Origin of the sequence: Ureibacillus massiliensis 4400831 = CIP 108448 = CCUG 49529, from assembly GCF_000772965.1 — a bacterium.
Taxonomy (GTDB): domain Bacteria; phylum Bacillota; class Bacilli; order Bacillales_A; family Planococcaceae; genus Ureibacillus; species Ureibacillus massiliensis.
This window is the reverse complement of the sequence record NZ_JPVQ01000003.1, coordinates 136,716-159,449: the sequence shown is the minus strand read 5'-3', so window position 1 is coordinate 159,449 and position 22,734 is coordinate 136,716. Positions and strand designations below refer to the sequence as shown.

35 protein-coding genes are annotated in these 22,734 nt (G+C 37.9%); all 35 read right to left on the bottom strand.

Annotated features, from left to right (window positions below):
* Nucleotides 1–527: 527 nt before the first annotated feature.
* A complete protein-coding gene (gene rplQ, locus CD30_RS03490) occupies nt 528–908 on the bottom strand; it encodes a 50S ribosomal protein L17 (RefSeq protein ID WP_036172487.1) in 381 nt (126 codons plus the stop codon).
* A 44-nt stretch (nt 909–952) separates the two neighbouring features.
* Entirely contained in the window at nt 953–1,897 is a 945-nt protein-coding gene (locus CD30_RS03485; protein WP_036172485.1) for a DNA-directed RNA polymerase subunit alpha, read from the bottom strand.
* A 119-nt stretch (nt 1,898–2,016) separates the two neighbouring features.
* Complete coding sequence (gene rpsK, locus CD30_RS03480; protein ID WP_036172483.1) at nt 2,017–2,406, bottom strand: 30S ribosomal protein S11; 390 nt, start codon at nt 2,404–2,406, stop codon at nt 2,017–2,019.
* A gap of 24 nt (nt 2,407–2,430) precedes the next feature.
* Nucleotides 2,431–2,796: a 30S ribosomal protein S13 gene (rpsM, locus tag CD30_RS03475; RefSeq protein ID WP_036172481.1), complete on the bottom strand. Its 366-nt coding sequence runs from the start codon at nt 2,794–2,796 to the stop codon at nt 2,431–2,433.
* A 23-nt stretch (nt 2,797–2,819) separates the two neighbouring features.
* Nucleotides 2,820–2,933, bottom strand: coding sequence for a 50S ribosomal protein L36 (rpmJ, locus tag CD30_RS03470; protein ID WP_000868344.1), 114 nt, complete (start codon nt 2,931–2,933; stop codon nt 2,820–2,822).
* A gap of 37 nt (nt 2,934–2,970) precedes the next feature.
* Nucleotides 2,971–3,189, bottom strand: a complete 219-nt coding sequence (infA, locus tag CD30_RS03465) for a translation initiation factor IF-1 (RefSeq protein WP_016429904.1) — start codon at nt 3,187–3,189, stop codon at nt 2,971–2,973.
* Nucleotides 3,190–3,618: 429 nt separating this feature from the next.
* A complete protein-coding gene (locus CD30_RS03460; RefSeq protein WP_036172475.1) occupies nt 3,619–4,275 on the bottom strand; it encodes an adenylate kinase in 657 nt (218 codons plus the stop codon).
* Nucleotides 4,276–4,342: 67 nt separating this feature from the next.
* Nucleotides 4,343–5,638 carry a preprotein translocase subunit SecY gene (gene secY, locus CD30_RS03455; protein ID WP_036172473.1) on the bottom strand — a complete coding sequence of 432 codons (1,296 nt, stop codon included), beginning with the start codon at nt 5,636–5,638 and terminating at the stop codon, nt 4,343–4,345.
* Nucleotides 5,638–6,078, bottom strand: coding sequence for a 50S ribosomal protein L15 (rplO, locus tag CD30_RS03450; RefSeq protein WP_036172471.1), 441 nt, complete (start codon nt 6,076–6,078; stop codon nt 5,638–5,640). The genes secY and rplO overlap by 1 nt, the downstream gene beginning before the upstream one ends.
* A 34-nt stretch (nt 6,079–6,112) precedes the next feature.
* The gene (gene rpmD, locus CD30_RS03445) at nt 6,113–6,295 is read right to left on the bottom strand and encodes a 50S ribosomal protein L30 (RefSeq protein WP_036172469.1); all 183 of its coding nucleotides are present in this window, start codon (nt 6,293–6,295) and stop codon (nt 6,113–6,115) included.
* 13 nt (nt 6,296–6,308) lie between these two features.
* The gene (gene rpsE / locus CD30_RS03440; RefSeq protein ID WP_036172467.1) at nt 6,309–6,809 is read right to left on the bottom strand and encodes a 30S ribosomal protein S5; all 501 of its coding nucleotides are present in this window, start codon (nt 6,807–6,809) and stop codon (nt 6,309–6,311) included.
* A gap of 21 nt (nt 6,810–6,830) precedes the next feature.
* Complete coding sequence (rplR, locus tag CD30_RS03435) at nt 6,831–7,190, bottom strand: 50S ribosomal protein L18 (RefSeq protein ID WP_036172465.1); 360 nt, start codon at nt 7,188–7,190, stop codon at nt 6,831–6,833.
* A 33-nt stretch (nt 7,191–7,223) separates the two neighbouring features.
* A complete protein-coding gene (rplF, locus tag CD30_RS03430; RefSeq protein ID WP_036172463.1) occupies nt 7,224–7,763 on the bottom strand; it encodes a 50S ribosomal protein L6 in 540 nt (179 codons plus the stop codon).
* Nucleotides 7,764–7,793: 30 nt separating this feature from the next.
* The gene (gene rpsH / locus CD30_RS03425; protein WP_036172461.1) at nt 7,794–8,192 is read right to left on the bottom strand and encodes a 30S ribosomal protein S8; all 399 of its coding nucleotides are present in this window, start codon (nt 8,190–8,192) and stop codon (nt 7,794–7,796) included.
* A gap of 30 nt (nt 8,193–8,222) precedes the next feature.
* Nucleotides 8,223–8,408 carry a type Z 30S ribosomal protein S14 gene (locus CD30_RS03420; protein WP_004233656.1) on the bottom strand — a complete coding sequence of 62 codons (186 nt, stop codon included), beginning with the start codon at nt 8,406–8,408 and terminating at the stop codon, nt 8,223–8,225.
* Nucleotides 8,409–8,429: 21 nt separating this feature from the next.
* Entirely contained in the window at nt 8,430–8,969 is a 540-nt protein-coding gene (gene rplE, locus CD30_RS03415) for a 50S ribosomal protein L5 (RefSeq protein ID WP_036172459.1), read from the bottom strand.
* A gap of 28 nt (nt 8,970–8,997) precedes the next feature.
* Nucleotides 8,998–9,306 carry a 50S ribosomal protein L24 gene (gene rplX, locus CD30_RS03410; RefSeq protein ID WP_036172457.1) on the bottom strand — a complete coding sequence of 103 codons (309 nt, stop codon included), beginning with the start codon at nt 9,304–9,306 and terminating at the stop codon, nt 8,998–9,000.
* 37 nt (nt 9,307–9,343) lie between these two features.
* Nucleotides 9,344–9,712: a 50S ribosomal protein L14 gene (gene rplN, locus CD30_RS03405; RefSeq protein ID WP_036172455.1), complete on the bottom strand. Its 369-nt coding sequence runs from the start codon at nt 9,710–9,712 to the stop codon at nt 9,344–9,346.
* A gap of 42 nt (nt 9,713–9,754) precedes the next feature.
* Nucleotides 9,755–10,018, bottom strand: a complete 264-nt coding sequence (gene rpsQ, locus CD30_RS03400; protein WP_036172453.1) for a 30S ribosomal protein S17 — start codon at nt 10,016–10,018, stop codon at nt 9,755–9,757.
* 18 nt (nt 10,019–10,036) lie between these two features.
* Nucleotides 10,037–10,237 carry a 50S ribosomal protein L29 gene (gene rpmC, locus CD30_RS03395; protein WP_036172451.1) on the bottom strand — a complete coding sequence of 67 codons (201 nt, stop codon included), beginning with the start codon at nt 10,235–10,237 and terminating at the stop codon, nt 10,037–10,039.
* Nucleotides 10,227–10,661: a 50S ribosomal protein L16 gene (gene rplP / locus CD30_RS03390; protein ID WP_036172449.1), complete on the bottom strand. Its 435-nt coding sequence runs from the start codon at nt 10,659–10,661 to the stop codon at nt 10,227–10,229. The genes rpmC and rplP overlap by 11 nt, the downstream gene beginning before the upstream one ends.
* A 2-nt stretch (nt 10,662–10,663) precedes the next feature.
* Nucleotides 10,664–11,320, bottom strand: a complete 657-nt coding sequence (gene rpsC, locus CD30_RS03385) for a 30S ribosomal protein S3 (RefSeq protein WP_036172447.1) — start codon at nt 11,318–11,320, stop codon at nt 10,664–10,666.
* A gap of 3 nt (nt 11,321–11,323) precedes the next feature.
* A complete protein-coding gene (rplV, locus tag CD30_RS03380) occupies nt 11,324–11,668 on the bottom strand; it encodes a 50S ribosomal protein L22 (protein WP_036172445.1) in 345 nt (114 codons plus the stop codon).
* 22 nt (nt 11,669–11,690) lie between these two features.
* Nucleotides 11,691–11,969 (bottom strand): 30S ribosomal protein S19, encoded by a 279-nt coding sequence (rpsS, locus tag CD30_RS03375; protein ID WP_036172443.1) that lies wholly within the window; start codon nt 11,967–11,969, stop codon nt 11,691–11,693.
* Nucleotides 11,970–12,029: 60 nt separating this feature from the next.
* The gene (rplB, locus tag CD30_RS03370; protein ID WP_036172441.1) at nt 12,030–12,860 is read right to left on the bottom strand and encodes a 50S ribosomal protein L2; all 831 of its coding nucleotides are present in this window, start codon (nt 12,858–12,860) and stop codon (nt 12,030–12,032) included.
* Between the two features lie 51 nt (nt 12,861–12,911).
* Nucleotides 12,912–13,190, bottom strand: a complete 279-nt coding sequence (gene rplW, locus CD30_RS03365) for a 50S ribosomal protein L23 (protein WP_036172439.1) — start codon at nt 13,188–13,190, stop codon at nt 12,912–12,914.
* The gene (gene rplD, locus CD30_RS03360) at nt 13,190–13,813 is read right to left on the bottom strand and encodes a 50S ribosomal protein L4 (protein ID WP_036172437.1); all 624 of its coding nucleotides are present in this window, start codon (nt 13,811–13,813) and stop codon (nt 13,190–13,192) included. Before rplD ends, rplW begins: the two co-directional genes overlap by 1 nt.
* Nucleotides 13,814–13,839: 26 nt before the next feature.
* Entirely contained in the window at nt 13,840–14,469 is a 630-nt protein-coding gene (gene rplC / locus CD30_RS03355; RefSeq protein WP_036172435.1) for a 50S ribosomal protein L3, read from the bottom strand.
* Nucleotides 14,470–14,517: 48 nt separating this feature from the next.
* Complete coding sequence (rpsJ, locus tag CD30_RS03350; protein ID WP_036172433.1) at nt 14,518–14,826, bottom strand: 30S ribosomal protein S10; 309 nt, start codon at nt 14,824–14,826, stop codon at nt 14,518–14,520.
* A gap of 359 nt (nt 14,827–15,185) precedes the next feature.
* Nucleotides 15,186–16,505, bottom strand: a complete 1,320-nt coding sequence (locus CD30_RS03345; protein ID WP_036172563.1) for a Na+/H+ antiporter family protein — start codon at nt 16,503–16,505, stop codon at nt 15,186–15,188.
* Between the two features lie 137 nt (nt 16,506–16,642).
* Entirely contained in the window at nt 16,643–18,625 is a 1,983-nt protein-coding gene (locus CD30_RS03340) for an FtsX-like permease family protein (RefSeq protein WP_036172430.1), read from the bottom strand.
* Nucleotides 18,615–19,376 (bottom strand): ABC transporter ATP-binding protein, encoded by a 762-nt coding sequence (locus CD30_RS03335; RefSeq protein ID WP_036172561.1) that lies wholly within the window; start codon nt 19,374–19,376, stop codon nt 18,615–18,617. The genes CD30_RS03340 and CD30_RS03335 overlap by 11 nt, the downstream gene beginning before the upstream one ends.
* 98 nt (nt 19,377–19,474) lie before the next feature.
* Nucleotides 19,475–20,494, bottom strand: a complete 1,020-nt coding sequence (locus tag CD30_RS03330; RefSeq protein ID WP_036172428.1) for a sensor histidine kinase — start codon at nt 20,492–20,494, stop codon at nt 19,475–19,477.
* Nucleotides 20,495–20,503: 9 nt separating this feature from the next.
* Entirely contained in the window at nt 20,504–21,217 is a 714-nt protein-coding gene (locus CD30_RS03325) for a response regulator transcription factor (protein ID WP_052126030.1), read from the bottom strand.
* Between the two features lie 211 nt (nt 21,218–21,428).
* A complete protein-coding gene (gene tuf, locus CD30_RS03320; protein ID WP_036172424.1) occupies nt 21,429–22,616 on the bottom strand; it encodes an elongation factor Tu in 1,188 nt (395 codons plus the stop codon).
* Between the last annotated feature and the right edge of the window lie 118 nt (nt 22,617–22,734).

Below are 22,734 nucleotides of genomic sequence, written 5' to 3'. Positions count from 1 at the left end.
ACTGTTTTTCACATGTTGGCTACCAGCAATCGTATGAAATTACAAACGCTACACATATACAAAAATAAGGTACGTTTGAACATAAAAGGATAAATAAAAATCCAACATTAAACGTATCTTATTTTTAAATATGTATGAAATTAAAATCACTAGATACTCTATTACTTTGGTATTCTTTGCCAAATAATAAGAGAATAAAAAAGCGCGCACCTCATTCAGAGAAATGCGCTATTACAACATTTAAATATTAGAATTTGGCTGCTCATTTCCAAATTCTACAGAATGAGGTGCACCAGAGCTAGACGAGACGTTAATCCATTGGATTCGCTCATTTAAACGCTCTAAGCCATTTTATTGTCGTATAAATCATTAAAGAATAACATCAAATCATCTCTTATTAGAGAATAATACAATGTTTTGCATATACTCCGTCACTTAACATAAGTTAAATTAAAAGTATATAAAGAGAGGTGCCTTAGTTCAACCGGTGAACCGGACACCCTCTAAGCCTACAGCTAATAATGAAATTAAACTAATTCGATTACTACTACAGGCGCACCGTCACCACGGCGAGGTCCTACTTTAAGGATACGAGTGTAACCACCTTGACGATCAGCATAGCGTGGTGCTACATCATCAAATAACTTTTGAAGTGCAAATGAAGTTGATTCATTACCATTCTCATCAGTTGTAGTTGCTACTTCACGACGAATGAATGCAGCAGCTTGACGACGAGCATGTAAATCTCCACGTTTACCTAAAGTAATCATTTTTTCAACTACAGAACGTAATTCTTTCGCACGTGCTTCAGTAGTTTCAATGCGCTCGTTTACGATTAAGTCAGTAGCTAAATCGCGTAATAACGCTTTACGTTGAGAACTTGTACGGCCAAGTTTTCTGTAACCCATGGATGTTCCCTCCTTTATATGTTTCTTATCTAGAAAAGTATCGCTTAGTCTTCTTTACGTAATCCTAAACCAAGCTCTTCTAATTTCGCTTTTACTTCTTCTAGTGATTTACGACCAAGGTTACGCACTTTCATCATGTCGTCTTCAGACTTGTTTGCAAGTTCTAATACCGTATTGATACCAGCACGTTTTAAACAGTTGTAAGAACGAACAGAAAGATCAAGTTCTTCGATAGTCATCTCTAAAACTTTTTCTTTTTGATCTTCTTCTTTTTCGACCATGATTTCAGCAGTTTGTGCTTCGTTCGTTAATCCTACGAAGATATTAAGGTGCTCAGTTAAAATTTTTGCTCCGAGCGAAATCGCCTCTTTTGGACCAATGCTTCCATCAGTCCACACATCAAGTGAAAGCTTATCGAAGTCAGAGTTTTGACCAACACGAGTGTTTTCTACTTGGAAATTAACGCGTGAAACTGGAGTGTAAATAGAGTCGATCGGGATCACGCCGATAGGAAGATCTTCACGTTTGTTTTGATCAGCAGGAGTGTATCCACGGCCACGGCGAGCATACATACGCATGCGCAAATGACCATTTTTTGCGATTGTTGCAATATATAGATCTGGATTTAAAATTTCAACGTCACTATCGTGAGTTATATCAGCAGCAGTTACTACTGCATCACCTTTCACATCAATCTCAATAACTTTTTCTTCGTCAGAGTAGATTTTAAGTGCAAGCTTTTTGATATTCAAAATAATTGAAGCAACATCTTCAACTACACCTTCAACAGTAGAGAATTCATGTAATACTCCATCAATTTGGATGGATGTTACAGCAGCTCCAGGTAGTGAAGATAGAAGGATACGACGTAAAGAATTACCCAAAGTGTTTCCATACCCGCGTTCTAGCGGTTCAACAACAAACTTACCATATTTGGAATCTTCGCTGATCTCCACAGTTTCAATCTTTGGTTTTTCAATTTCGATCATTCAATTTACCCTCCTTCAAAACATCGAATGTATTAGGTTCATACCATCATATACTACTATAATTGCACAACTTTACATTTTGTACAAAGATGATGACTCAAAATCTTGAGATGCACCCATTACACACGACGACGTTTTGGTGGACGGCAACCGTTATGTGGAACTGGAGTAACATCTTTAATTGCTGTTACTTCTAAACCTGCAGCTTGAAGTGCACGAATAGCAGCTTCACGACCTGCACCAGGACCTTTAACAGTTACTTCCAACGTCTTCAGACCATGTTCAAGGGATGCTTTTGCAGCAGCTTCAGCAGCCATTTGAGCAGCATATGGAGTAGATTTACGTGAGCCTTTGAAACCAAGCGCACCTGCACTAGACCAAGATACCGCATTACCTTGCATATCTGTAATCGTTACAATTGTATTGTTAAATGTAGAACGGATGTGAGCAATACCAGATTCGATATTTTTTTTCACACGACGTTTACGAGTTTGTTGTTTACGAGCCATGTTAAAAGGAACCCCCTTTACTTATTATTTTTTCTTGTTCGCTACAGTTTTACGAGGACCTTTACGCGTACGCGCATTATTTTTCGTATTTTGACCACGAACAGGTAAGCCACGACGGTGACGGATACCACGGAATGAACCGATTTCCATTAAACGTTTGATGTTTAATGAGATTTCACGACGTAAGTCACCTTCAACTTTGTATTTATCTAATTGTTCACGAATACGGTTTAATTCATCTTCAGTAAGATCGCGCACGCGAGTATCTTCAGATACATTAGCAGCAGCTAATACTTTTTGAGATGTAGTTTTACCGATACCGTAAATGTAAGTTAATGAAATTACAACGCGTTTATCGCGAGGAATATCAACACCAGCAATACGTGCCATTGTATATGTGCACCTCCTTTAAGTTATCCTTGTTTTTGTTTGTGTTTAGGATTTTCACAGATTACCATTACTTTACCGCGTCGGCGAATTACTTTACATTTTTCGCAGATCGGTTTCACAGATGGTCTCACTTTCATCTAACCCAACCTCCTTAATAGTCCGGAGTGCAAAAGATTATTTAAAACGGTATGTGATACGACCGCGAGTTAAATCGTAAGGAGATAACTCAATAGTAACCTTATCTCCAGGTAAAATTCTGATAAAATGCATACGAATCTTTCCAGATACGTGTGCTAGAATCGTGTGCCCATTTTCTAATTCTACCTTAAACATCGCGTTTGGCAAAGTCTCAACAACTGTTCCTTCGACTTCAATTACATCGTCTTTCGCCATCAACCCTGTCTCCCTTCTATATGCAATTTGTGATTCTCAAATCCATCATAGAGAATCCATCCAACTGTGTTCTTCCAAAATAGAAGCAACTCCATTAACATATGCTTGGATTGTATGAGAGATGTTCGAAAGACGCTCGTCTGGTTTCGCTTCACACAATCCACGGAAAGAACAGATCCGGTTTCGGAAACTGTAATCCTTTTTGTTTAACGATAGCCGGAATGTCTTGGATGAGAGATTCATACCCGTTTACACAGATGCTTCCACGAAACCCTTAACACACTTTCTTAAGTGTCATTCTTATAAAGCATTACACTTACAAATAGTGTATATCGGGCACAATATGCTTTTGCAACTCTCAAGTTTGTGTACGTTGTTGCACCGCAGTTCTCGCGCGAAAAGCAATTTATATTCGCCTAATGCCGGGTATTAGCTGCGGCTGCCCTCTAATAAAAGAGCGTCAAGATCAGCAAATACTTTATCAATATTCTGCTGTCCATCTATATTCGTTAAAACACCTTTTGCTTCATAATAGTTAAGCAAAGGTTGCGCTTGATTCATATTTACTTCCAGACGGTTTGCAACCGTTTCAGGATTATCATCGGCACGTGTGTATAATTCGCCACCATCTTTATCGCATTTACCTTCCACTTTGGGTGGGTTAAATACAAGATGATACGATGCGCCGCAAACTTTACAAATACGACGACCACTTAAACGAGCAACTAGTTCTTCCTTATCAACTTGAATATTAATTGTATGATCAATTTTTCTATCCATATCAGATAAGATTTTATCTAATGCTTCTGCTTGTGGTACTGTGCGTGGGAATCCATCAAGTAAGAAACCTTTTTCGCAATCTTGTTGACTTAGTCGTTCGCGAACGATACCAATCGTTACTTCGTCAGGCACTAACGCACCTTGATCCATAAACGATTTAGCTTTTAATCCTAATTCTGTGCCTTCTTTAATTGCAGCACGGAACATATCGCCTGTAGAAATATGAGGGATTGCGTACTTCTCAACAATTTTATCTGCTTGTGTACCTTTACCAGCACCAGGCAGACCCATTAAAACGATATTCATACGTTTTGTCTCCCCCTTAAAGCTAGCTGGCATAGGAAACAAAAGAAGTTTCCTATTTACCAACATTCTATTTCATAAAGCCTTTATAATGACGTTTAACCAATTGTGACTCAAGTTGTTTCATTGTTTCTAACGCAACCCCTACTACGATAATGACACTAGTACCACCAATTTGTGCAGCAGCTGGTAGATTCATGAAATTAATAAATAGGATTGGTAAGATCGATATAACAACTAAGAATAGTGCCCCAATAAATGTTAAACGGTATAATACTTTAGTTAAATAACTTTGAGTATCATTTCCTGGACGAATACCAGGAATATATGCACCCTGTTTTTTCAAATTATCAGCTAAGTTCTCTGGATTCACTTGGATAAATGCATAGAAATAAGTGAATAAAACGATTAACGCAACATAAATTAACATACCAACAGGTTCTGTATAATTAAATGTATTTGAAATGAACGTTGTAATATCATTTTGCCCAAAGAATGCAACTAACGTTTGAGGTGTTACGATAAATGCCATTGCAAAGATTACTGGAATAACCCCTGCAGCATTAACTTTTAACGGTAAATGTGTTTGTTGTCCACCAGCTTGTGGTGTACGACCAGCAACACGCTTAGCATATTGAATTGGAATTTTACGTAAAGCTTGTTGTACGTAGATAACACCAACTACAATTGCTAATAAAATTAATACAAGTAATACAAGAACAATGATCTTAATGAACAATTGATCTCCTGCACCTTCAACTTGTTGTGCATATACTTGGTTAACCGCTGTTGGAATGGCAGCCACAATCCCCGCAAAGATAATAATTGAAATACCGTTACCAACACCATGTGCAGTGATTTGCTCACCTAGCCACAGTAAGAATGCTGTACCAGCAGTTAATACAATAGCAATCGTTATATAAGACATCACACTCGTATCAGTGATTAATTGCCCACCATACATTTGGTTAAATCCAAAGGACATAGCAAATGCTTGGAGGAATGCTAAAACGACTGTAAAGTAGCGAGTGAATTGTGCAAGCTTACGTCTTCCGACTTCACCTTGCTTAGCCCACTCTGCAAACTTGGGTACAACGTCCATCTGTAGTAGCTGAACGATAATTGATGCAGTGATGTAAGGCATAATCCCCAAAGCAAATATTGAGAAGTTAGCCAATGCTCCACCACCAAATGTATTTAAGAATCCGATAAGATTGAACTGGTCGGCTACTTGAAGTACATCAGCATCTACGTTTGGTACTGGAATAAAAGATCCAATACGGAAAATTACTAGCATAACTAGTGTAAACATGATTTTATTTCGTATATCTCGAACGCGCATGAAGTTAGAGATTGTCTGAAACATTAAATCACCTCTGTTGTTCCACCGGCATTTTCAATTGCTTCTTTAGCCGATGCAGAGAACTTATGAGCTTTAACAGTTAGCTTTTTGTTAAGTGTTCCATTGCCTAACACTTTAACGCCAGCTTTTTCATTGCTCACTACACCAGTTTCCACTAATAATGCAGGTGTTACTTCAACGCCATCTTCAAAACGATTTAAAGTATCAATGTTCACGATAGCGTATTCTTTACGGTTAATGTTCGTAAAGCCGCGTTTTGGTAAACGACGGAATAGTGGGTTTTGACCACCTTCAAATCCAGGACGAACTCCTCCGCCTGAACGGGCGTTTTGACCTTTGTGACCTTTACCTGCAGTTTTACCGTTACCAGAACCGATACCACGTCCAACACGGTTACGCTCTTTACGTGATCCTTCTGCTGGTTTTAACTCATGAAGTTTCATATGGTGGCACCTCCTTGTTCATTGTTTAGGGATATTAATTTTCTTTTACAGTAACTAAATGAGCTACTTTGTCTAGCATACCGCGGATAGCTGCGTTGTCAGCATGTTCCACAGTTTGGTTCATTTTACGTAAACCAAGGGCTTCAGCAATTTTACGTTGCCCTGGTTTCGTACCGATTAAAGATTTAGTAAGGGTGATTTCTAGTTTGTTAGCCATTTTGATTCCCCCCTTATCCTAATAATTCTTCCACTGATTTACCGCGTAGTTTTGCAACGTCCTCTGCGCGTTTAAGTTCTTTTAAACCTGATACAGTTGCACGAACCATATTAATAGGTGTATTTGAACCTAGTGATTTTGAAAGAATATCAGTAATACCAGCAAGTTCTAGTACGGCACGTACTGGACCACCAGCGATAACTCCTGTACCAGCTGATGCAGGTTTAATTAAAATTTTACCTGCGCCAAAGCGACCGTGCACTTCGTGTGGAGTTGTTCCACCAACACGTGGTACTTCAATTAAGTTTTTCTTCGCGTCTTCAACAGCTTTTTTGATTGCGTCTGGAACTTCTTGTGCTTTACCAGTACCGAAACCAACATGACCGTTTTTGTCTCCAACAACAACTAGTGCAGTGAAGCGGAAGCGACGTCCACCTTTTACAACCTTAGCAACACGGTTGATCGTTACTACGCGTTCTTCAAGTTCAAGTTTGTTTGCGTCAATGCGACTCATGAAGTATGTCCCTCCTTCTTATTAAAATTCTAAGCCGTTTTCACGTGCAGCTTCAGCTAAAGCTTTCACACGTCCATGATATAAGTAACCACCGCGGTCAAATACTACAGCAGTAATATTTTTTTCCACAGCACGTTTAGCGATAATTTCACCGATTTTTGTTGCAGCTTCGATATTGTTACCTGCACCCTCAAAACCTTTTTCTTGAGTTGATGCACTAACAAGAGTTGTTCCTGCAACATCATCAATAAGTTGCGCATAGATGTTCTTATTAGAACGGAACACGTTTAAACGTGGACGTTCAGCAGTACCCGTAATTTTAGAACGAACACGCGCATGACGTTTTTTACGAACTTGATTTTTATCTTGTTTCGTAATCACTGAGGTCACTCCTTTCTAATGCCTTAGGCAGCATTATTTACCTGTTTTACCTTCTTTACGACGAACGTATTCACCTTCGTAACGGATCCCTTTACCTTTATATGGCTCTGGTGGGCGTACGTCACGAATGTTAGATGCTAATGCACCAACACGTTCTTTACTAATACCTTTAACAACAATCTTTGTGTTTGAAGGAACTTCGACTTCTAAACCTTCTTCTGGTGTGAACTCCACTGGATGTGAGTAACCAACGTTTAGTACAAGCTTTTTACCTTGTAGTTGCGCACGATAACCGACACCGATAAGTTCTAGTGAACGAGAGAATCCTTCAGAAACACCAGTTACCATGTTAGCTAGTAACGCACGAGTTGTACCGTGGATTGTACGGTGTTCTTTTGATTCAGAAGGACGAGTTAATGTAATCACGTTACCTTCTTGTTCGATTTTAATATCTTTATTGAAAGAGCGAGTAAGTTCGCCTTTTGGACCTTTAACAGTAACAGTGTTATCTTCAGCGACAGTCACTGTTACGCCTGCAGGAACCTCAATTGGTTTTTTACCTACACGAGACATTTAGTTGCACCTCCATTCGTTTATAGCGTATTACCAAATGTAAGCTAAGATTTCTCCGCCGATTTGTTTAGCACGTGCTTCTTTGTCAGTGATAACACCTTGAGAAGTTGATACTAAAGCGATACCTAAGCCATTTAATACTTTTGGTACTTCGTTTGTTTTAGCGTAAACGCGTAAACCAGGTTTAGAAATACGTTTTAAACCAGTGATAACACGTTCATTATCTTTACCGTATTTTAAGAAGATACGGATAATACCTTGTTTATTGTCTTCAACATACTCTACATCACGGATAAAACCTTCACGCTTTAAAATTTCAGCGATTTGTTTCTTTAAGTTTGAAGCAGGAACTTCTAACTTCTCGTGACGTACCATGTTCGCATTACGAATGCGAGTCAGCATATCTGCAATTGGATCAGACATTGTCATTGAATTTTACCTCCTTCCCAAATTAGGGGATTACCAGCTAGCTTTTTTAACGCCAGGAATTTGTCCCTTATATGCAAGTTCACGGAAACAAATACGGCAAAGTTTAAATTTACGATATACAGAATGTGGACGACCACAGCGTTCACAACGTGTGTATTCTTGTACTTTAAACTTTTGCTTACGTTGTTGTTTTACGATCATTGATTTTTTAGCCACGTTCTTGCCCTCCTTGTTTTATTACTTTTGGAACGGCATACCGAATTGTGTCAATAACTCGCGAGCTTCTTCGTCAGAATTCGCAGTCGTTACGATCACGATGTCCATACCGCGTACTTTTGAAACTTTATCGTAATCGATTTCAGGGAAAATCAATTGTTCTTTAACACCTAGTGTGTAGTTACCGCGACCATCGAATGCTTTTTTAGAAACACCACGGAAGTCACGTACACGTGGAAGTGCGATTGCGATTAATTTATCCAAGAATTCATACATGCGGTCACCACGTAAAGTAACTTTTGCTCCGATTGGCATACCTTCACGTAAACGGAATCCAGCGATTGATTTTTTCGCTTTTGTTACTACTGGTTTTTGACCTGTGATAATTGTTAGTTCTTCTACAGCAGCGTCTAATGCTTTTGAGTTTTGAACAGCGTCACCAACACCCATGTTGATTACGATTTTTTCAACTTTTGGCACTTGCATAACTGATTTATAATTAAATTTGCTCATTAGAGCAGGAGAAACTTCATTTAAATATTTATCTTTTAGGCGGCTCATGTTTGTACCTCCCTTCTCATATTTCTAATTAGTCGATTACTGCACCTGATTTTTTTGCAACACGAACTTTTTTGCCATCTTCGATTTTGTAGCCTACGCGAGTCGGCTCGCCAGACTTAGGATCGATTAGCATTACGTTCGAAACGTGGATTGCAGCTTCTTGGCTTACAATACCACCTTGTGGGTTTAACTGGTTAGGTTTTACGTGTTTTTTAACGATGTTTACACCTTCAACAAGAACGCGATCTTGTTTAGGGAATGAGGCTAATACCACGCCTTCTTTACCTTTATCTTTACCAGTAATAACTTTTACCTTGTCGCCCTTTTTAACATGCATTTTGTGTCGCACCTCCTTGATTGGTACTGTCATGAAATTAAAGAACTTCTGGAGCTAGAGAAACGATTTTCATGAAGTTGCTATCACGTAATTCACGTGCAACAGGTCCAAAAATACGTGTTCCACGAGGTGATTTATCGTCACGGATAATAACGCAAGCATTTTCATCAAATTTAATGTAAGTACCATCTTTACGACGTACACCTGATTTAGTACGAACGACAACAGCCTTTACAACGTCACCTTTTTTGACAACGCCCCCTGGTGTTGCTTTCTTAACTGTACACACGACGATATCGCCGATGTTTGCAGTTTTGCGTCCAGAACCACCAAGTACTTTGATTGTTAATACTTCACGAGCACCTGAGTTGTCAGCAACTTTCATACGACTTTCTTGTTGGATCATTTAAGGTTACCTCCCTTCGGAATTGGTTTTCCGAAAATGTTATTAAATAATAACCGCTTTTTCTACGATTTCCACTAGACGGAAACGCTTAGTAGCTGAAAGTGGGCGAGTTTCCATGATACGTACGATATCACCGATTTTCGCTTCGTTTAATTCATCATGAGCTTTGAATTTTTTAGAGTACTTTACACGTTTACCGTATAATTTATGTTTTTTATAAGTTTCAACAAGAACAGTTACTGTTTTGTCCATTTTGTCAGAAACAACACGGCCTGTGTAAACTTTGCGCTGGTTACGCTCAGTCATACTTTCGAACCTCCTTTATCAGTTATTTGCACTGATTTCTCTTTCACGAATCACAGTTTTCATGCGAGCTATCGCTTTACGAACCTCACGGATGCGAGCTGTGTTTTCTAATTGACCAGTCGCCAATTGGAAGCGAAGGTTGAAAAGCTCTTCTTTCAGTGATTTCACTTTTAATTCTATTTCAGAAGTGGCAAGTTCACGAAGTTCATTAGCTTTCATTAGATTCACCACCAGTTTCTTGACGTTTAACTATTTTACACTTAACAGGAAGTTTATGTGATGCTAAGCGAAGTGCTTCGCGTGCGATCTCTTCAGATACACCAGCAATTTCAAACATTACTTTTCCTGGTTTTACTACTGCTACCCATCCTTCTGGAGAACCTTTACCGGAACCCATACGTACCTCTAGAGGCTTTTTCGTATATGGTTTGTGCGGGAAGATTTTAATCCATACTTTACCGCCACGTTTCATGTAACGTGTCATTGCGATACGGGCAGATTCGATTTGACGGTTAGTAATCCAGCTAGCTGTTTGAGCTTGTAGGCCCCATTCACCAAATGTTACTTCTTTACCGCCTTTTGCTTCACCACGCATGTTACCACGGTGTTCACGACGATATTTAACGCGTTTTGGTAATAACATAATTATTTGCCTCCTTCCACAGAGTTCTTCTTCGTAGGAAGGACTTCACCACGGTAAATCCATACTTTAACACCTAATTTACCATAAGTTGTGTCAGCTTCTGCATGAGCATAGTCAATGTCAGCACGAAGAGTATGAAGTGGAACAGTTCCTTCGCTATAGTGTTCAGCACGCGCGATATCAGCGCCACCTAAACGACCAGATACTTGTGTTTTAATTCCTTTTGCACCAGCACGAATTGTGCGTTGGATTGCTTGTTTTTGAGCACGGCGGAATGAAACGCGGTTCTCAAGTTGACGAGCGATATTTTCAGCTACTAAACGAGCATCAAGATCAGCTTTTTTAATTTCTACAATGTTAATGTGTACACGTTTACCAGTTGTATCGTTTAAGTATTTGCGTAAGTTTTCTACTTCTTGACCGCCTTTACCAATAACCATACCTGGTTTCGCTGTGTGAATTGTAATATTTACGCGGTTTGCAGCGCGTTCGATCTCTACTTTAGAAACAGAAGCTTCTTTTAAAGCAGATTCGATATATTTACGAATTTTGATATCTTCATGAAGTAAAGTCGCATAGTCTTTTTCAGCGTACCATTTTGACTCCCAGTCACGAATAATACCAACTCGTAATCCTATTGGATGTACTTTTTGACCCACGGATTAACCCTCCTTCTTCTCAGATACCACGATTGTAATGTGGCTTGTGCGTTTGTTTATTGCCGACGCACGACCTTGTGCGCGTGGACGGAAACGTTTTAAAGTTGGACCTTCATCAACAAAGATTTCAGAAACAACTAAGTTATTTACATCTAATTCATAGTTATGTTCAGCGTTAGCAACTGCAGATTTCAACACTTTTTCAACGACTGGAGACGCCGCTTTTGGAGTATGACGTAAAATTGCAACTGCTTCACCAACTTGCTTACCTCGAATTAAGTCTACAACTAGACGTACTTTACGAGGAGCGATACGCACTGTGCGAGCGATAGCTTTAGCTTGTGTCATTTGAAATTACCTCCTCTCAAAATTAGCGTCTTGTTTTCTTGTCATCTGCACCATGACCTTTGTAAGTACGAGTTGGTGCGAACTCGCCAAGTTTGTGACCTACCATATCTTCTGTTACGTATACAGGTACATGTTTACGTCCATCGTATACAGCAATCGTTAATCCAACGAAATTTGGGAAGATAGTAGAACGGCGAGACCAAGTTTTAATAACTTGTTTTTTCTCGGAACTCTCTTGCGCTTCAACTTTTTTCATTAAGTGATCGTCGACAAAAGGTCCTTTTTTCAAGCTGCGACCCATTTAGGAACCTCCCTCCGTGACTCCACCACGGCTCTAATATCGAACCGTAGTATCATCACTTTATTTTTTACGACTACGAATAATTAACTTGCTAGTTCTATTCTTTTTCTTACGAGTTTTGTAACCAAGAGCTGGTTTGCCCCATGGTGTCATTGGAGATTTACGTCCGATTGGAGAACGTCCTTCACCACCACCGTGTGGGTGATCGTTAGGGTTCATTACAGAACCACGAACAGTTGGGCGTTTACCTAACCAACGAGTACGACCCGCTTTACCAATGTGGATAAGTTCGTGTTGTTCATTACCAACTTGACCGATAGTTGCACGGCAAGTAGCTAATACTAAACGTACTTCACCAGATTGTAAACGAACGATTACATATTTACCTTCACGACCAAGTACTTGTGCAGAAGTACCAGCAGAACGTACTAATTGTCCGCCTTTACCAGGTTTTAACTCGATGTTATGGATTGTTGTACCCATTGGGATGTTTGCTAATGGTAATGCATTACCTACTTTAATATCAGCATCTGGACCAGAAACGATTGTTTGACCAACCTCTAATCCTTTAGGAGCTAAAATGTAAGTTTTTTCACCGTCAGCATAATTGATTAATGCGATATTCGCAGAGCGGTTTGGATCATATTCGATAGTAGCAACGCGTCCAGGAATGCCATCTTTCAATCGTTTGAAATCGATAACACGGTATTGACGCTTGTGACCACCACCATGATGACGAACAGTAATTTTACCTTGGTTGTTACGACCAGCTTTGCGTTTTTTAGGAGCAAGTAAAGATTTTTCAGGTTTAGTTGCTGTGATTTCCGCAAAGTCAGATGACGTCATGTTACGACGACCATTTGAGGTTGGTTTATACTTTTTAATCGCCATGTGTTTTCCCTCCTTCTTTATTCTTCATTTCAAATCCGTACGGACTATAAATTAAAAGATTTCGATTTCTTTACTATCAGCAGTTAATTTAACGATCGCTTTACGACGTTTGTTAGTGTATCCACCGAATTTACCAACGCGTTTGAATTTACCTTTGTAGTTCATGATGTTTACTTTTTCAACTTCTACTCCAAAGATTTCTTCTACAGCGTCTTTTACTTCAGTTTTGTTCGCACGAACATCAACTTCGAAAGTATATTTTTTCTCAGCCATAAGCTCAGAAGAACGCTCAGTAATGACCGGACGTTTTAGTACATCACGTGCTTCCATTATCCAAGCACCTCCTCAACTTTTTCTACTGCAGCTTTTGTAAATACAACTTTGTCATGACCTAAAAGATCAAGAACGTTGATTCCATTAGCTGTTAAAACAGTTACACCAGGGATGTTACGAGCAGATAATGCTACGTTTTCATCTAATTCAGCAGTAACGAATAAAGCTTTTTTGTCTAAGTTTAAGTTACCTAAGATTGCTTTGAAATCTTTTGTTTTTGGTGCATCTAATTGTAGTGCATCAAGAACAAGTAAGTTTTGTTCTACAACTTTAGCTGATAAAGCAGATTTAAGAGCTAAGCGACGAACTTTCTTTGGTAATTTATAGCTATAGCTTCTTGGAGTTGGTCCGAATACAGTACCACCGCCACGCCATTGTGGAGAACGGATAGAACCTTGACGAGCACGACCAGTTCCTTTTTGACGCCATGGTTTACGACCACCACCAGCAACTTCAGAACGGTTTTTCACTTTATGATTACCTTGACGTAGAGAAGCGCGTTGAGCGATTACTGCGTCGAATAATACAGCTTCATTTGGTTCAATTCCGAAAACTGAGTCGTTTAATTCGATTTCACCAACTGAAGCACCTGTTTGACTAAGTACAGATACCTTTGTCATTCCTGTTTCCTCCTTTCTTAAAGAGATTATTTAGATTTTACAGCTGACTTCACTGTAACTAATGCTTTTTTAGAACCAGGAACATTACCTTTAACAAGTAGTAAGTTACGCTCTGCATCAACTTTAACGATTTCTAAGTTTTGGATTGTAACTACATTTCCACCCATTTGACCAGGTAATTTCTTTTGTTTGAATACGCGGTTCGGAGCAACTGGCCCCATTGAACCAGGACGACGGTGGTAACGAGAACCGTGAGCCATTGGTCCGCGAGATTGTCCGTGGCGTTTAATTACACCTTGGAAACCTTTACCTTTAGTAACTCCTGTTACGTCTACTACATCGCCTTCAGCGAAAATTTCTACTTTGACTTCCTGACCAACTTCGTACTCTGCAACGTTTGCGTTACGGAATTCACGAATGAAGCGCTTAGGAGCAGTATTCGCTTTTGCTACGTGACCTTGTTCTGGTTTGTTTGAAAGCTTAACGCGCTTATCTTCGAAACCAATTTGGATTGCTTCGTAGCCATCAGTTTCAACAGTTTTCTTTTGAAGAACAACGTTTGGAGTAGCTTCGATAACTGTTACAGGGATTAAATCTCCGTTTTCAGCGAAAACTTGAGTCATACCGATTTTTCTACCTAAGATTCCTTTAGTCATTTGTCACACCTCCTGTGATATTTAAAAAGTTTCTATTTGTTTTTACCATTAAAGTTTGATTTCAATATCAACGCCAGATGGTAAGTCAAGTTTCATTAACGCATCAACAGTTTGTGGTGTTGGGTTAATGATGTCGATCAAACGTTTATGCGTACGCATTTCGAATTGTTCACGAGAATCTTTGTACTTGTGAACCGCACGAAGAATTGTGTACACAGACTTCTCAGTTGGTAACGGGATCGGACCTGATACACTTGCACCTGAACGTTTAGCAGTTTCCACAATTTTCTCAGCGGATTGATCTAGAACACGGTGATCATACGCTTTTAAACGGATACGAATCTTTTGTTTTGCCATTATTTTCCCTCCTTTTTCGCCTATTTACTAGACATTCTCCACGGAAATTTCCCACACACGCGCCATGGCAAAGCGGCCGGGTGTGTCGGCAACCTCCCGCTTCATCGCAGTCAAAGACCAACATTCAACATTATATACAATAAAAAAAGAATAAGCAAGGATTTTTGCTAAATTCTTTCTATTATTATGTTTCTATATTGTTTTTTAGCTAATCTTAACTTCAGTCGACTTTCAGTATATAGAAGATGGCACATATAATCAATCGTTTTCCTTCAATTTTATACTGGTAATTTGAGTTAAGTTTCATTGATTTATACAATAAAAAAATCGGCTCCCCATTTTATAAGGAAGCCAATTGTTTATAGTACAAACATGATTGCAATCCATCCAAAAATAATTAATGGAATGTTATAAAAAATAAAAGTCGGTACACATGAGTCCCAGATATGATTATGCTGTCCATCTGCATTTAACCCAGAAGTTGGACCAAGTGTTGAGTCTGATGCAGGAGATCCAGCGTCCCCTAACGCACCTGCTGTTCCTATTAATGCAATGATAGCTAATGGACTTAACCCTAACTCTAAAGACAATGGAACAAATATTGCCGCAATAATTGGTATTGTCGCAAAGGACGATCCAATTCCCATCGTAACGACTAAGCCGATAATAAGCATTAATAAAACAGCTAAGCTCATATTCCCATTTAAAATAGCTAACGTATTTTCAACAAGGGATTCTACGTGACCAGTTGCTTTAATCACCTCTGAGAATCCATTAGCAGAAATAATAACAAATCCTATAAATGCCATCATTCGCATCCCTTCAGATAGAATGACATCCGCATCGTTCCATTTTAGTGCTCCTGTTACATACAACACTAATATTCCTGAAAGTGCAGCTATAATCATAGAATCTGTTGAAATTTGCACTAATACCGAGACAATTAAAGCAACAATTGTAAACAATATATTTCTTGCTGTAATCGTTACTTCAAATTTTTCTTCACTTACTTCATTATTATTATTATACTTTCTCGGCTTGCGATAAACAAAGAACGCAAGAAGTAATCCAACTAACATTCCAAGTGCTGGCAATGCCATCGCCATCGGAATATCAGACATTTGAATTTCGAGTCCCGCAAGTCCTATTTGTTTAGCTACTAAATCTTGATAAATAAACCCAAATCCGTACGGTAGGAATATATAAGGTGTTATTAAACCGAATGTTAAAATACACGCGATTAGACGACGATCTATTTCTAACATATTGAGAATTTTTAAAATTGGCGGAACCAATAATGGAATAAATGCAATATGTATAGGTATTAAGTTTTGAGAAAAGATTGCCATTAAAAATAAGAAGATAAAAATAAGTGCTTTTACTAATCCTTTCTTATTCGATTCTCCATTTTTATTGACTAGTCCTAAAATTTTATTTATTAAAAGCTCAGTAATACCTGTTTTCGAGATAGCTACTGCAAAGCTACCAAGTAAACCGTAGCTAAGCGCGACTTCCGCTCCATTACCGAGACCTCCATTAAAAGCGTTTATAGTATCAGCAATTGATAACCCACCTGCTAAGCCACCTATTACACCACCAATCACTAGCGAAAGTACTACATTAACTCGTATTAAACTTAAAACTAACATAACGACAACAGCTACAATAACTGCATTCATAATTGAAATACCCACACTTTCATCTGCTAAATTGACAACGTGTTAAAGTGTAATTGGATTATTCTAAAAAGTCAATGGAAAGAAAAATCGTTATAATATTCGATACATTCGAAAAATTATAACGACTTTCTACTATATTATAATGAACTTTTTACAACCCTTTTATAATATTGGATTGAAAGAATTGCAAAAACGCCGTATAGCATAATGTATAGGCCCATTGTTATTAATAATGGAGCAACTAATTCTGTACCAAATAGCCACCAGCCTGATTTAACTGCAAAATAACTGTGTAATAAACCGATCGCTAATGGAACACCAAAATTAAAGGCTTGCTTCGCATAAATTCCCTTTAAAATATCGTTTGTAGAAAAACCGATTTTACGAAGAATTTTGTAGGACTCTCTTTCATCCTCTGCTTCTGCCATTTGTTTAAAGTACAGGATACTTCCTGTCGTTAGTAAGAAGGCTAATCCTAAAAAGGCTGTTACAAAAATAGTTAAGCCAAGCGCAGTAATATTACGTTTTCTTAGTTCTTCATAGGATGAAAGTTGAACAAAACGTTGGCCTTCTTCTTGATCTGTTATTGTTTTTTGATCAAATAAATTTTTATATAGCTCTTCTGCTTGTATTGTATCCTGTTTGTTTTTAAGATTGATACCAATTTGTGCTGTATATTTTTCATTTGGACTACTTGACTGAATTTCCTCAAACTTTTCATCTGTTACGACTATAACCGGACTGCCAAATGTTACTTGCTCCGATAACATAAAGTCTTCCCGAATCTCTGTAATATATAATGGTATATCAGTTTCACCTGCTTTTACTGTAATCTCTCTTCCAGCATTAAGAGGTAATATCTCAGATAGGACGGTAGCATAGCTAGTGATGAAGGCTTCATTATTTTTTAGCGTTACGTTCGGTTGTATTTGCTGTAAATTACTCAAAGGCACAACGGTTGTAAGTGCTTCCCCAGTAAATACAAGACTATTATCTTCCATCTTCTCTGGAAGTAAATCTTTAATTTTCAATGTTACTTCAGACATTTCATAGCTATCTTTATCAAATTCAATCCCTGCAAGTTGTAACTGATCCATAAACTCAGTTCCCTGATTATTCAATAAAATATAGTCATACGGAGAAGATTGTCTAGCATTCGCCTCTGAGGAGTAATAGGCAATATATGACAAGCTCATAATCCCTACAGCTAATCCTGTAAGCAGTGTAATTAAAGTAAGGGACTTTGAATTGCCTTTCATTCGATGCATGATTGGCGTTACTGCTAATACATCTGTCACCTTTAAATGCCCTTTTTTATTCGCTCGAATAGCATTCATGATGAGCGATACGGAGTAACGGAAAAATAGAAATGTACCTATCATAGTAGATGCCAGTATGATGAGCATCTGTAAAAATAGATTTTTAACAGTTCCCGTACCTTCAAAATCAAATAAAATTGTTGATTCATAATATCCATAGGCTATTAACAATATCCCTAATAGTCCCATGATTGCTTGGAAAATGCTAAAACGTTTTATACGTTCATCAGCTTGCTTTGCTGCACTGAACAAGGATAATAATGAAACTCGTCGAACCATCCATATTAGCTGGAGTATAATAACTGCTAAAAGAATAGCAAAGATAATAATTGATTGTTTAAGTGCTTCATTGGAAAATGTTAATTGAATCACCATATCAATCTCAAGCATTTTCATTAAAATCATGGCAAATAACCGTGAGCTTAAAAAGCCAATAAGCATCCCTATACCGACTGCCAATACAAATAGCACGATATTTTCAAGTGCAATCAAACGAACAACTAATCCCTTTGTCATTCCAATTAGCTGATATAAGCCAATTTCTTTATTTCTTCTTTTCATAAAGAGCTGATTTGCGTATAGTACAAACAATGTAATGATTACATATAAAATATAGCTTGCGGCACCAAAACCAGCAGAAGCTGTTCCACTTCGTTCTAACGCTTCATTTACACTCGGATTATATTGTAGTGTAGTAAAGGAAAAACAAAGTGTCACACTAAAGATAAGTGCAAAGAAGTATAAGTAGTATTGCTTAAGATTCTTCCGCATACTTCGAATAACTAATCGACTAAGCGTCATAGCCGTCACCGCCCAGTACACTTTGAGTATTAATGATTTGTTGGAAAAATTGCTGTCTAGTTTTATCCCCTCTGTAAACTTCTGTATAGATAGCACCATCTTTTAAAAATAAGACTCGTGAACAGAAACTTGCAGCTACAGAGTCATGGGTAACCATCATGATCGTAGCAGATTTTTGTTGATTTATTTTTTCTAAATTCGTTAACAATGCCGTTGCTGATTTAGAATCCAGTGCACCAGTCGGCTCGTCTGCAAATACTAACGCAGGATTTGAAATTAATGCACGGGCAGCAGAAGTTCTTTGCTTTTGTCCACCTGATATTTCATTTGGATATTTATTTAAAATATCTGCAATCCCTAAAATTCCGACCAATTCTTTTAATCGATTTTCTGCAGCCACCTTTGGCAACCTACTAATAGAGAATGGAAGTAAAATATTTTCTTTAACTGTAAGTGTGTCGAGTAGATTATAATCCTGAAAAATAAACCCTAGCTGTTCTCGCCGGAATTTAGCTAAATCCTTTTCTTTCATGCCACTTAAACTTTGTCCATTAATTTCTACAACACCCTCAGTTGGATGATCGATTGAACATAAGACGTTTAATAGTGTCGTTTTACCTGAACCTGATGGCCCCATAATTCCTACAAACTCACCCTCATTAACTTCTATATCAATGCCCTTCAACACTTCTTGTGCCGTAGATTTTTTACCATAGATTTTTCTTATTTTTCTACCAACTAATACAGACATTTGCTTCACCCTTTCTTTACCTGTATCCATTGTATATGTATAGCATTCTCTCTACCTCCGTTTAACATGACAAAAATAAATGGTAGGTGACAATTTTGTCATCTACCGATAATGTTTTGATATTCATTTTGCATTGGGAATCTTAAAGTGAATATGGAGCCTTTATGTAACGTTGAGTTAACAACTATCTCTATCCCTAGTTTTTCAGCTGCATTTTTTGCTAAATAAAGACCCATTCCCGATGATTGAACTGATTCTCGACCGATTGTTCCGGTGTATGATTTTTGAAAAACCCGAGGTATATCCTCTGGGCTAATACCTATCCCACTATCCTCAAAATGCAAAAGTACATGTCCCGTATCGTCTAATTCCGTGTAAATATTAATTTCACTGTTCTCATGACTATATTTAATGGCATTAGAGAGAATTTGGCGCACAATAAAAGAAAGCCATTTTCTATCTGAAATAACCTCCTGATCTAATCGATCTGTTTGAAAACCAATTCCTTTTTCCATACACCACGTCTGAAAATCTCGAATCTCTTTAAAAATGATAGCCTTTAATACGACTCTTTCTAATCGATTATCTTTTTCTATAGAAGCTAGTCTCTTATGATGTAGTTGTTGGTCTAATAATAAATGCGCTCTTATCCACTCATTTTCAAGTCTATTTCGAAGCTTTACATCTTCCACCTGTTCAATCATTAAGTTCATTGCAGTTAATGGGGTTTTCATTTCATGAACCCAAGCGAGCTTACCTTCCATATCCTCTAAATGTTTAACTTTCAGATGATTAATAATGGCTTCATTCCGTTGAATTACTTTTTGAAACTCCTCAAAATATTTTCTTTGAAAAGGTGAAAGAGAACTATTTTCCGAATTTAATGGTTCTCTTACATTCGATAAATTTCCCAGGAAATGAACTAATGCTTGGGTTTCTTTAAAATAACGCCATACAAAAAATACTACAGTTAGCAAGATAGTGACTATATTAAAATAACTAATCGATATTCCAGATAATCCTGAATCTAAAAAGAAAATTGTATTAATAAATATAAGCAGTGCAAGGATAAAAAAAATCCACGCCCACCGTTCTTTTAAAAACAATAGAAAAAACATTCGTCACCTCTATAAAGAAATCGCCATATAACCTAATCCCTTTTTCGTTACAATAACATCTTTCAATCCTATCTCTTCAAGCTTAATTCTCAGTCGATTCACATTGACTGATAACGTATTATCATTCACAAACCTTTCATCATCCCAAAGTTTCCGCATTAATTCGTCTCTTGAAACAACTTTATTCACATGTTGTAATAGCAGCCTTAATATAAACAGCTCATTCTTTGTCAGTTCACATGAATTATTATCTATTAAAACCATGGCCTTGCTATAATCTACTGTTGCATTATTCCAACGAACTAATTCCGTTTCTTCTTCCGTGTAATCATATGTGCGTCGTAATATAGCTTGTACCTTCGCCAGCAATACATCCATATGAAACGGCTTTTGCACGAAATCGTCCGCTCCCAATTGCATGGCCATCACCATATCCATTGGATGATCCCTAGAAGATAAAAAAATGATAGGCACTTTTGAAATAGTTCGTATTTCTCTACACCAGTGAAATCCATCAAAAGCCGGTAGTTGTATATCTATAATGACTAACTGTGGTCTCTCATCAATAAAACAATCCATCACTTTTTGAAAATCAGGCGGTTTAATGACTTGCATATTCCACCCTACAAAACGTTCCTGTATCATTTCAAAAATGGATTGATCATCTTCTATTAGAAGTATTTTTGTATCCACCGTCTTCACCTCTTCATTCAATTGTAACATTTGGATGGAAATGGATAAAAGAAAAGTGAATAACAAGTTTTTCTTTACTAAATGTTTGTGCCTATCTGTTTATCTATTTAATATATAAAGATAAGCGGTGCTGTTATATTTTTATTAATGTTAGCAAACACATCTACAGCATCTTTTTATAAAATAAAAAAACCAATTCATAGGCGTCCCTACGAATTGGTTTAGATAGCAAAATGCTAAATTATTTTTGGATAGAAGCTACTACACCAGCGCCTACAGTACGTCCACCCTCACGGATAGAGAATTTTGTACCTTCTTCAAGAGCGATTGGAGAGATTAATTCTACGTTCATTTCGATGTTGTCACCAGGCATTACCATTTCAACGCCTTCTGGTAAGTTGATAACACCAGTTACGTCAGTTGTACGGAAGTAGAACTGAGGACGGTAGTTTGAGAAGAATGGAGTATGACGTCCACCTTCTTCTTTTGATAAAACGTAAACTTCAGCTTTGAAGTTTGTGTGTGGAGTGATTGAGCCTGGTTTAGCTAATACTTGTCCACGTTGAATTTCTTCACGAGCAACACCACGTAATAATGCACCGATGTTATCTCCAGCTTCAGCATAGTCTAATAATTTACGGAACATTTCTACACCAGTTACAGTTGTAGATTTAGCTTCTTCAGCAAGACCGATAATTTCTACTACGTCACCAACTTTAACTTGACCGCGTTCTACACGACCAGTTGCAACTGTACCACGACCAGTGATAGAGAAAACGTCCTCTACTGGCATCATGAATGGTTTTTCAGTGTCACGTTCTGGAGTTGGGATATAGCTGTCTACAGCGTCCATTAACTCAACGATTTTTTCTTCCCATTCTGGTTCACCTTCAAGAGCTTTAAGAGCAGAACCTTTAATTACAGGAACATCGTCACCTGGGAAATCGTATTCTGATAATAAGTCACGAACTTCCATTTCTACTAATTCTAATAATTCTTCGTCATCAACCATATCACATTTGTTTAAGAATACTACTAAGTATGGTACACCTACTTGACGTGATAAAAGGATGTGTTCACGTGTTTGTGGCATTGGGCCATCAGCAGCAGATACTACTAAGATACCGCCGTCCATTTGAGCAGCACCAGTGATCATGTTTTTAACATAGTCAGCGTGTCCTGGGCAGTCAACGTGAGCATAGTGACGAGTTTCAGTTTCATATTCTACGTGAGAAGTATTGATTGTGATACCACGTTCTTTTTCTTCTGGAGCGTTATCGATATCAGCGTATGATTTAGCTGTACCACCCATTTTTTTAGAAAGTACTGTTGCGATAGCAGCAGTTAATGTAGTTTTACCATGGTCAACGTGTCCAATTGTACCAATGTTAGCATGCGTTTTCGAACGGTCAAATTTTTCTTTAGCCATTAGAGTTAGCCTCCTAATATGTGTTTTTATTATTTTTTTATGTTATAACTGCTGGCTGAGAAAGGGCCCTTTTCAGCCAGTCAATCATAGCTTACAAATTATTTATACTTGATACAAG

What these genes read in the sequence shown, in the direction of transcription:
- rplQ (WP_036172487.1), bottom strand. Translation starts at nt 908, where the DNA reads ATGGGTTACAGAAAACTTGGCCGTACAAGTTCTCAACGTAAAGCGTTA.
- CD30_RS03485 (WP_036172485.1), bottom strand. Translation starts at nt 1,897, where the DNA reads ATGATCGAAATTGAAAAACCAAAGATTGAAACTGTGGAGATCAGCGAA.
- rpsK (WP_036172483.1), bottom strand. Translation starts at nt 2,406, where the DNA reads ATGGCTCGTAAACAACAAACTCGTAAACGTCGTGTGAAAAAAAATATC.
- rpsM (WP_036172481.1), bottom strand. Translation starts at nt 2,796, where the DNA reads ATGGCACGTATTGCTGGTGTTGATATTCCTCGCGATAAACGCGTTGTA.
- rpmJ (WP_000868344.1), bottom strand. Translation starts at nt 2,933, where the DNA reads ATGAAAGTGAGACCATCTGTGAAACCGATCTGCGAAAAATGTAAAGTA.
- infA (WP_016429904.1), bottom strand. Translation starts at nt 3,189, where the DNA reads ATGGCGAAAGACGATGTAATTGAAGTCGAAGGAACAGTTGTTGAGACT.
- CD30_RS03460 (WP_036172475.1), bottom strand. Translation starts at nt 4,275, where the DNA reads ATGAATATCGTTTTAATGGGTCTGCCTGGTGCTGGTAAAGGTACACAA.
- secY (WP_036172473.1), bottom strand. Translation starts at nt 5,638, where the DNA reads ATGTTTCAGACAATCTCTAACTTCATGCGCGTTCGAGATATACGAAAT.
- rplO (WP_036172471.1), bottom strand. Translation starts at nt 6,078, where the DNA reads ATGAAACTTCATGAGTTAAAACCAGCAGAAGGATCACGTAAAGAGCGT.
- rpmD (WP_036172469.1), bottom strand. Translation starts at nt 6,295, where the DNA reads ATGGCTAACAAACTAGAAATCACCCTTACTAAATCTTTAATCGGTACG.
- rpsE (WP_036172467.1), bottom strand. Translation starts at nt 6,809, where the DNA reads ATGAGTCGCATTGACGCAAACAAACTTGAACTTGAAGAACGCGTAGTA.
- rplF (WP_036172463.1), bottom strand. Translation starts at nt 7,763, where the DNA reads ATGTCTCGTGTAGGTAAAAAACCAATTGAGGTTCCTGCAGGCGTAACA.
- rpsH (WP_036172461.1), bottom strand. Translation starts at nt 8,192, where the DNA reads ATGACAATGTCTGATCCAATTGCAGATATGCTGACTCGCATTCGTAAT.
- rplE (WP_036172459.1), bottom strand. Translation starts at nt 8,969, where the DNA reads ATGAGCCGCCTAAAAGATAAATATTTAAATGAAGTTTCTCCTGCTCTA.
- rplX (WP_036172457.1), bottom strand. Translation starts at nt 9,306, where the DNA reads ATGCATGTTAAAAAGGGCGACAAGGTAAAAGTTATTACTGGTAAAGAT.
- rplN (WP_036172455.1), bottom strand. Translation starts at nt 9,712, where the DNA reads ATGATCCAACAAGAAAGTCGTATGAAAGTTGCTGACAACTCAGGTGCT.
- rpsQ (WP_036172453.1), bottom strand. Translation starts at nt 10,018, where the DNA reads ATGACTGAGCGTAACCAGCGCAAAGTTTACACAGGCCGTGTTGTTTCT.
- rpmC (WP_036172451.1), bottom strand. Translation starts at nt 10,237, where the DNA reads ATGAAAGCTAATGAACTTCGTGAACTTGCCACTTCTGAAATAGAATTA.
- rplP (WP_036172449.1), bottom strand. Translation starts at nt 10,661, where the DNA reads ATGTTATTACCAAAACGCGTTAAATATCGTCGTGAACACCGTGGTAAC.
- rplV (WP_036172445.1), bottom strand. Translation starts at nt 11,668, where the DNA reads ATGACACAAGCTAAAGCTATCGCTCGCACAGTGCGTATCGCTCCTCGT.
- rpsS (WP_036172443.1), bottom strand. Translation starts at nt 11,969, where the DNA reads ATGGGTCGCAGCTTGAAAAAAGGACCTTTTGTCGACGATCACTTAATG.
- rplB (WP_036172441.1), bottom strand. Translation starts at nt 12,860, where the DNA reads ATGGCGATTAAAAAGTATAAACCAACCTCAAATGGTCGTCGTAACATG.
- rplW (WP_036172439.1), bottom strand. Translation starts at nt 13,190, where the DNA reads ATGGAAGCACGTGATGTACTAAAACGTCCGGTCATTACTGAGCGTTCT.
- rplD (WP_036172437.1), bottom strand. Translation starts at nt 13,813, where the DNA reads ATGACAAAGGTATCTGTACTTAGTCAAACAGGTGCTTCAGTTGGTGAA.
- rplC (WP_036172435.1), bottom strand. Translation starts at nt 14,469, where the DNA reads ATGACTAAAGGAATCTTAGGTAGAAAAATCGGTATGACTCAAGTTTTC.
- rpsJ (WP_036172433.1), bottom strand. Translation starts at nt 14,826, where the DNA reads ATGGCAAAACAAAAGATTCGTATCCGTTTAAAAGCGTATGATCACCGT.
- CD30_RS03345 (WP_036172563.1), bottom strand. Translation starts at nt 16,505, where the DNA reads ATGAATGCAGTTATTGTAGCTGTTGTCGTTATGTTAGTTTTAAGTTTA.
- CD30_RS03340 (WP_036172430.1), bottom strand. Translation starts at nt 18,625, where the DNA reads ATGACGCTTAGTCGATTAGTTATTCGAAGTATGCGGAAGAATCTTAAG.
- CD30_RS03335 (WP_036172561.1), bottom strand. Translation starts at nt 19,376, where the DNA reads ATGTCTGTATTAGTTGGTAGAAAAATAAGAAAAATCTATGGTAAAAAA.
- CD30_RS03330 (WP_036172428.1), bottom strand. Translation starts at nt 20,494, where the DNA reads ATGTTTTTTCTATTGTTTTTAAAAGAACGGTGGGCGTGGATTTTTTTT.
- CD30_RS03325 (WP_052126030.1), bottom strand. Translation starts at nt 21,217, where the DNA reads ATGTTACAATTGAATGAAGAGGTGAAGACGGTGGATACAAAAATACTT.
- tuf (WP_036172424.1), bottom strand. Translation starts at nt 22,616, where the DNA reads ATGGCTAAAGAAAAATTTGACCGTTCGAAAACGCATGCTAACATTGGT.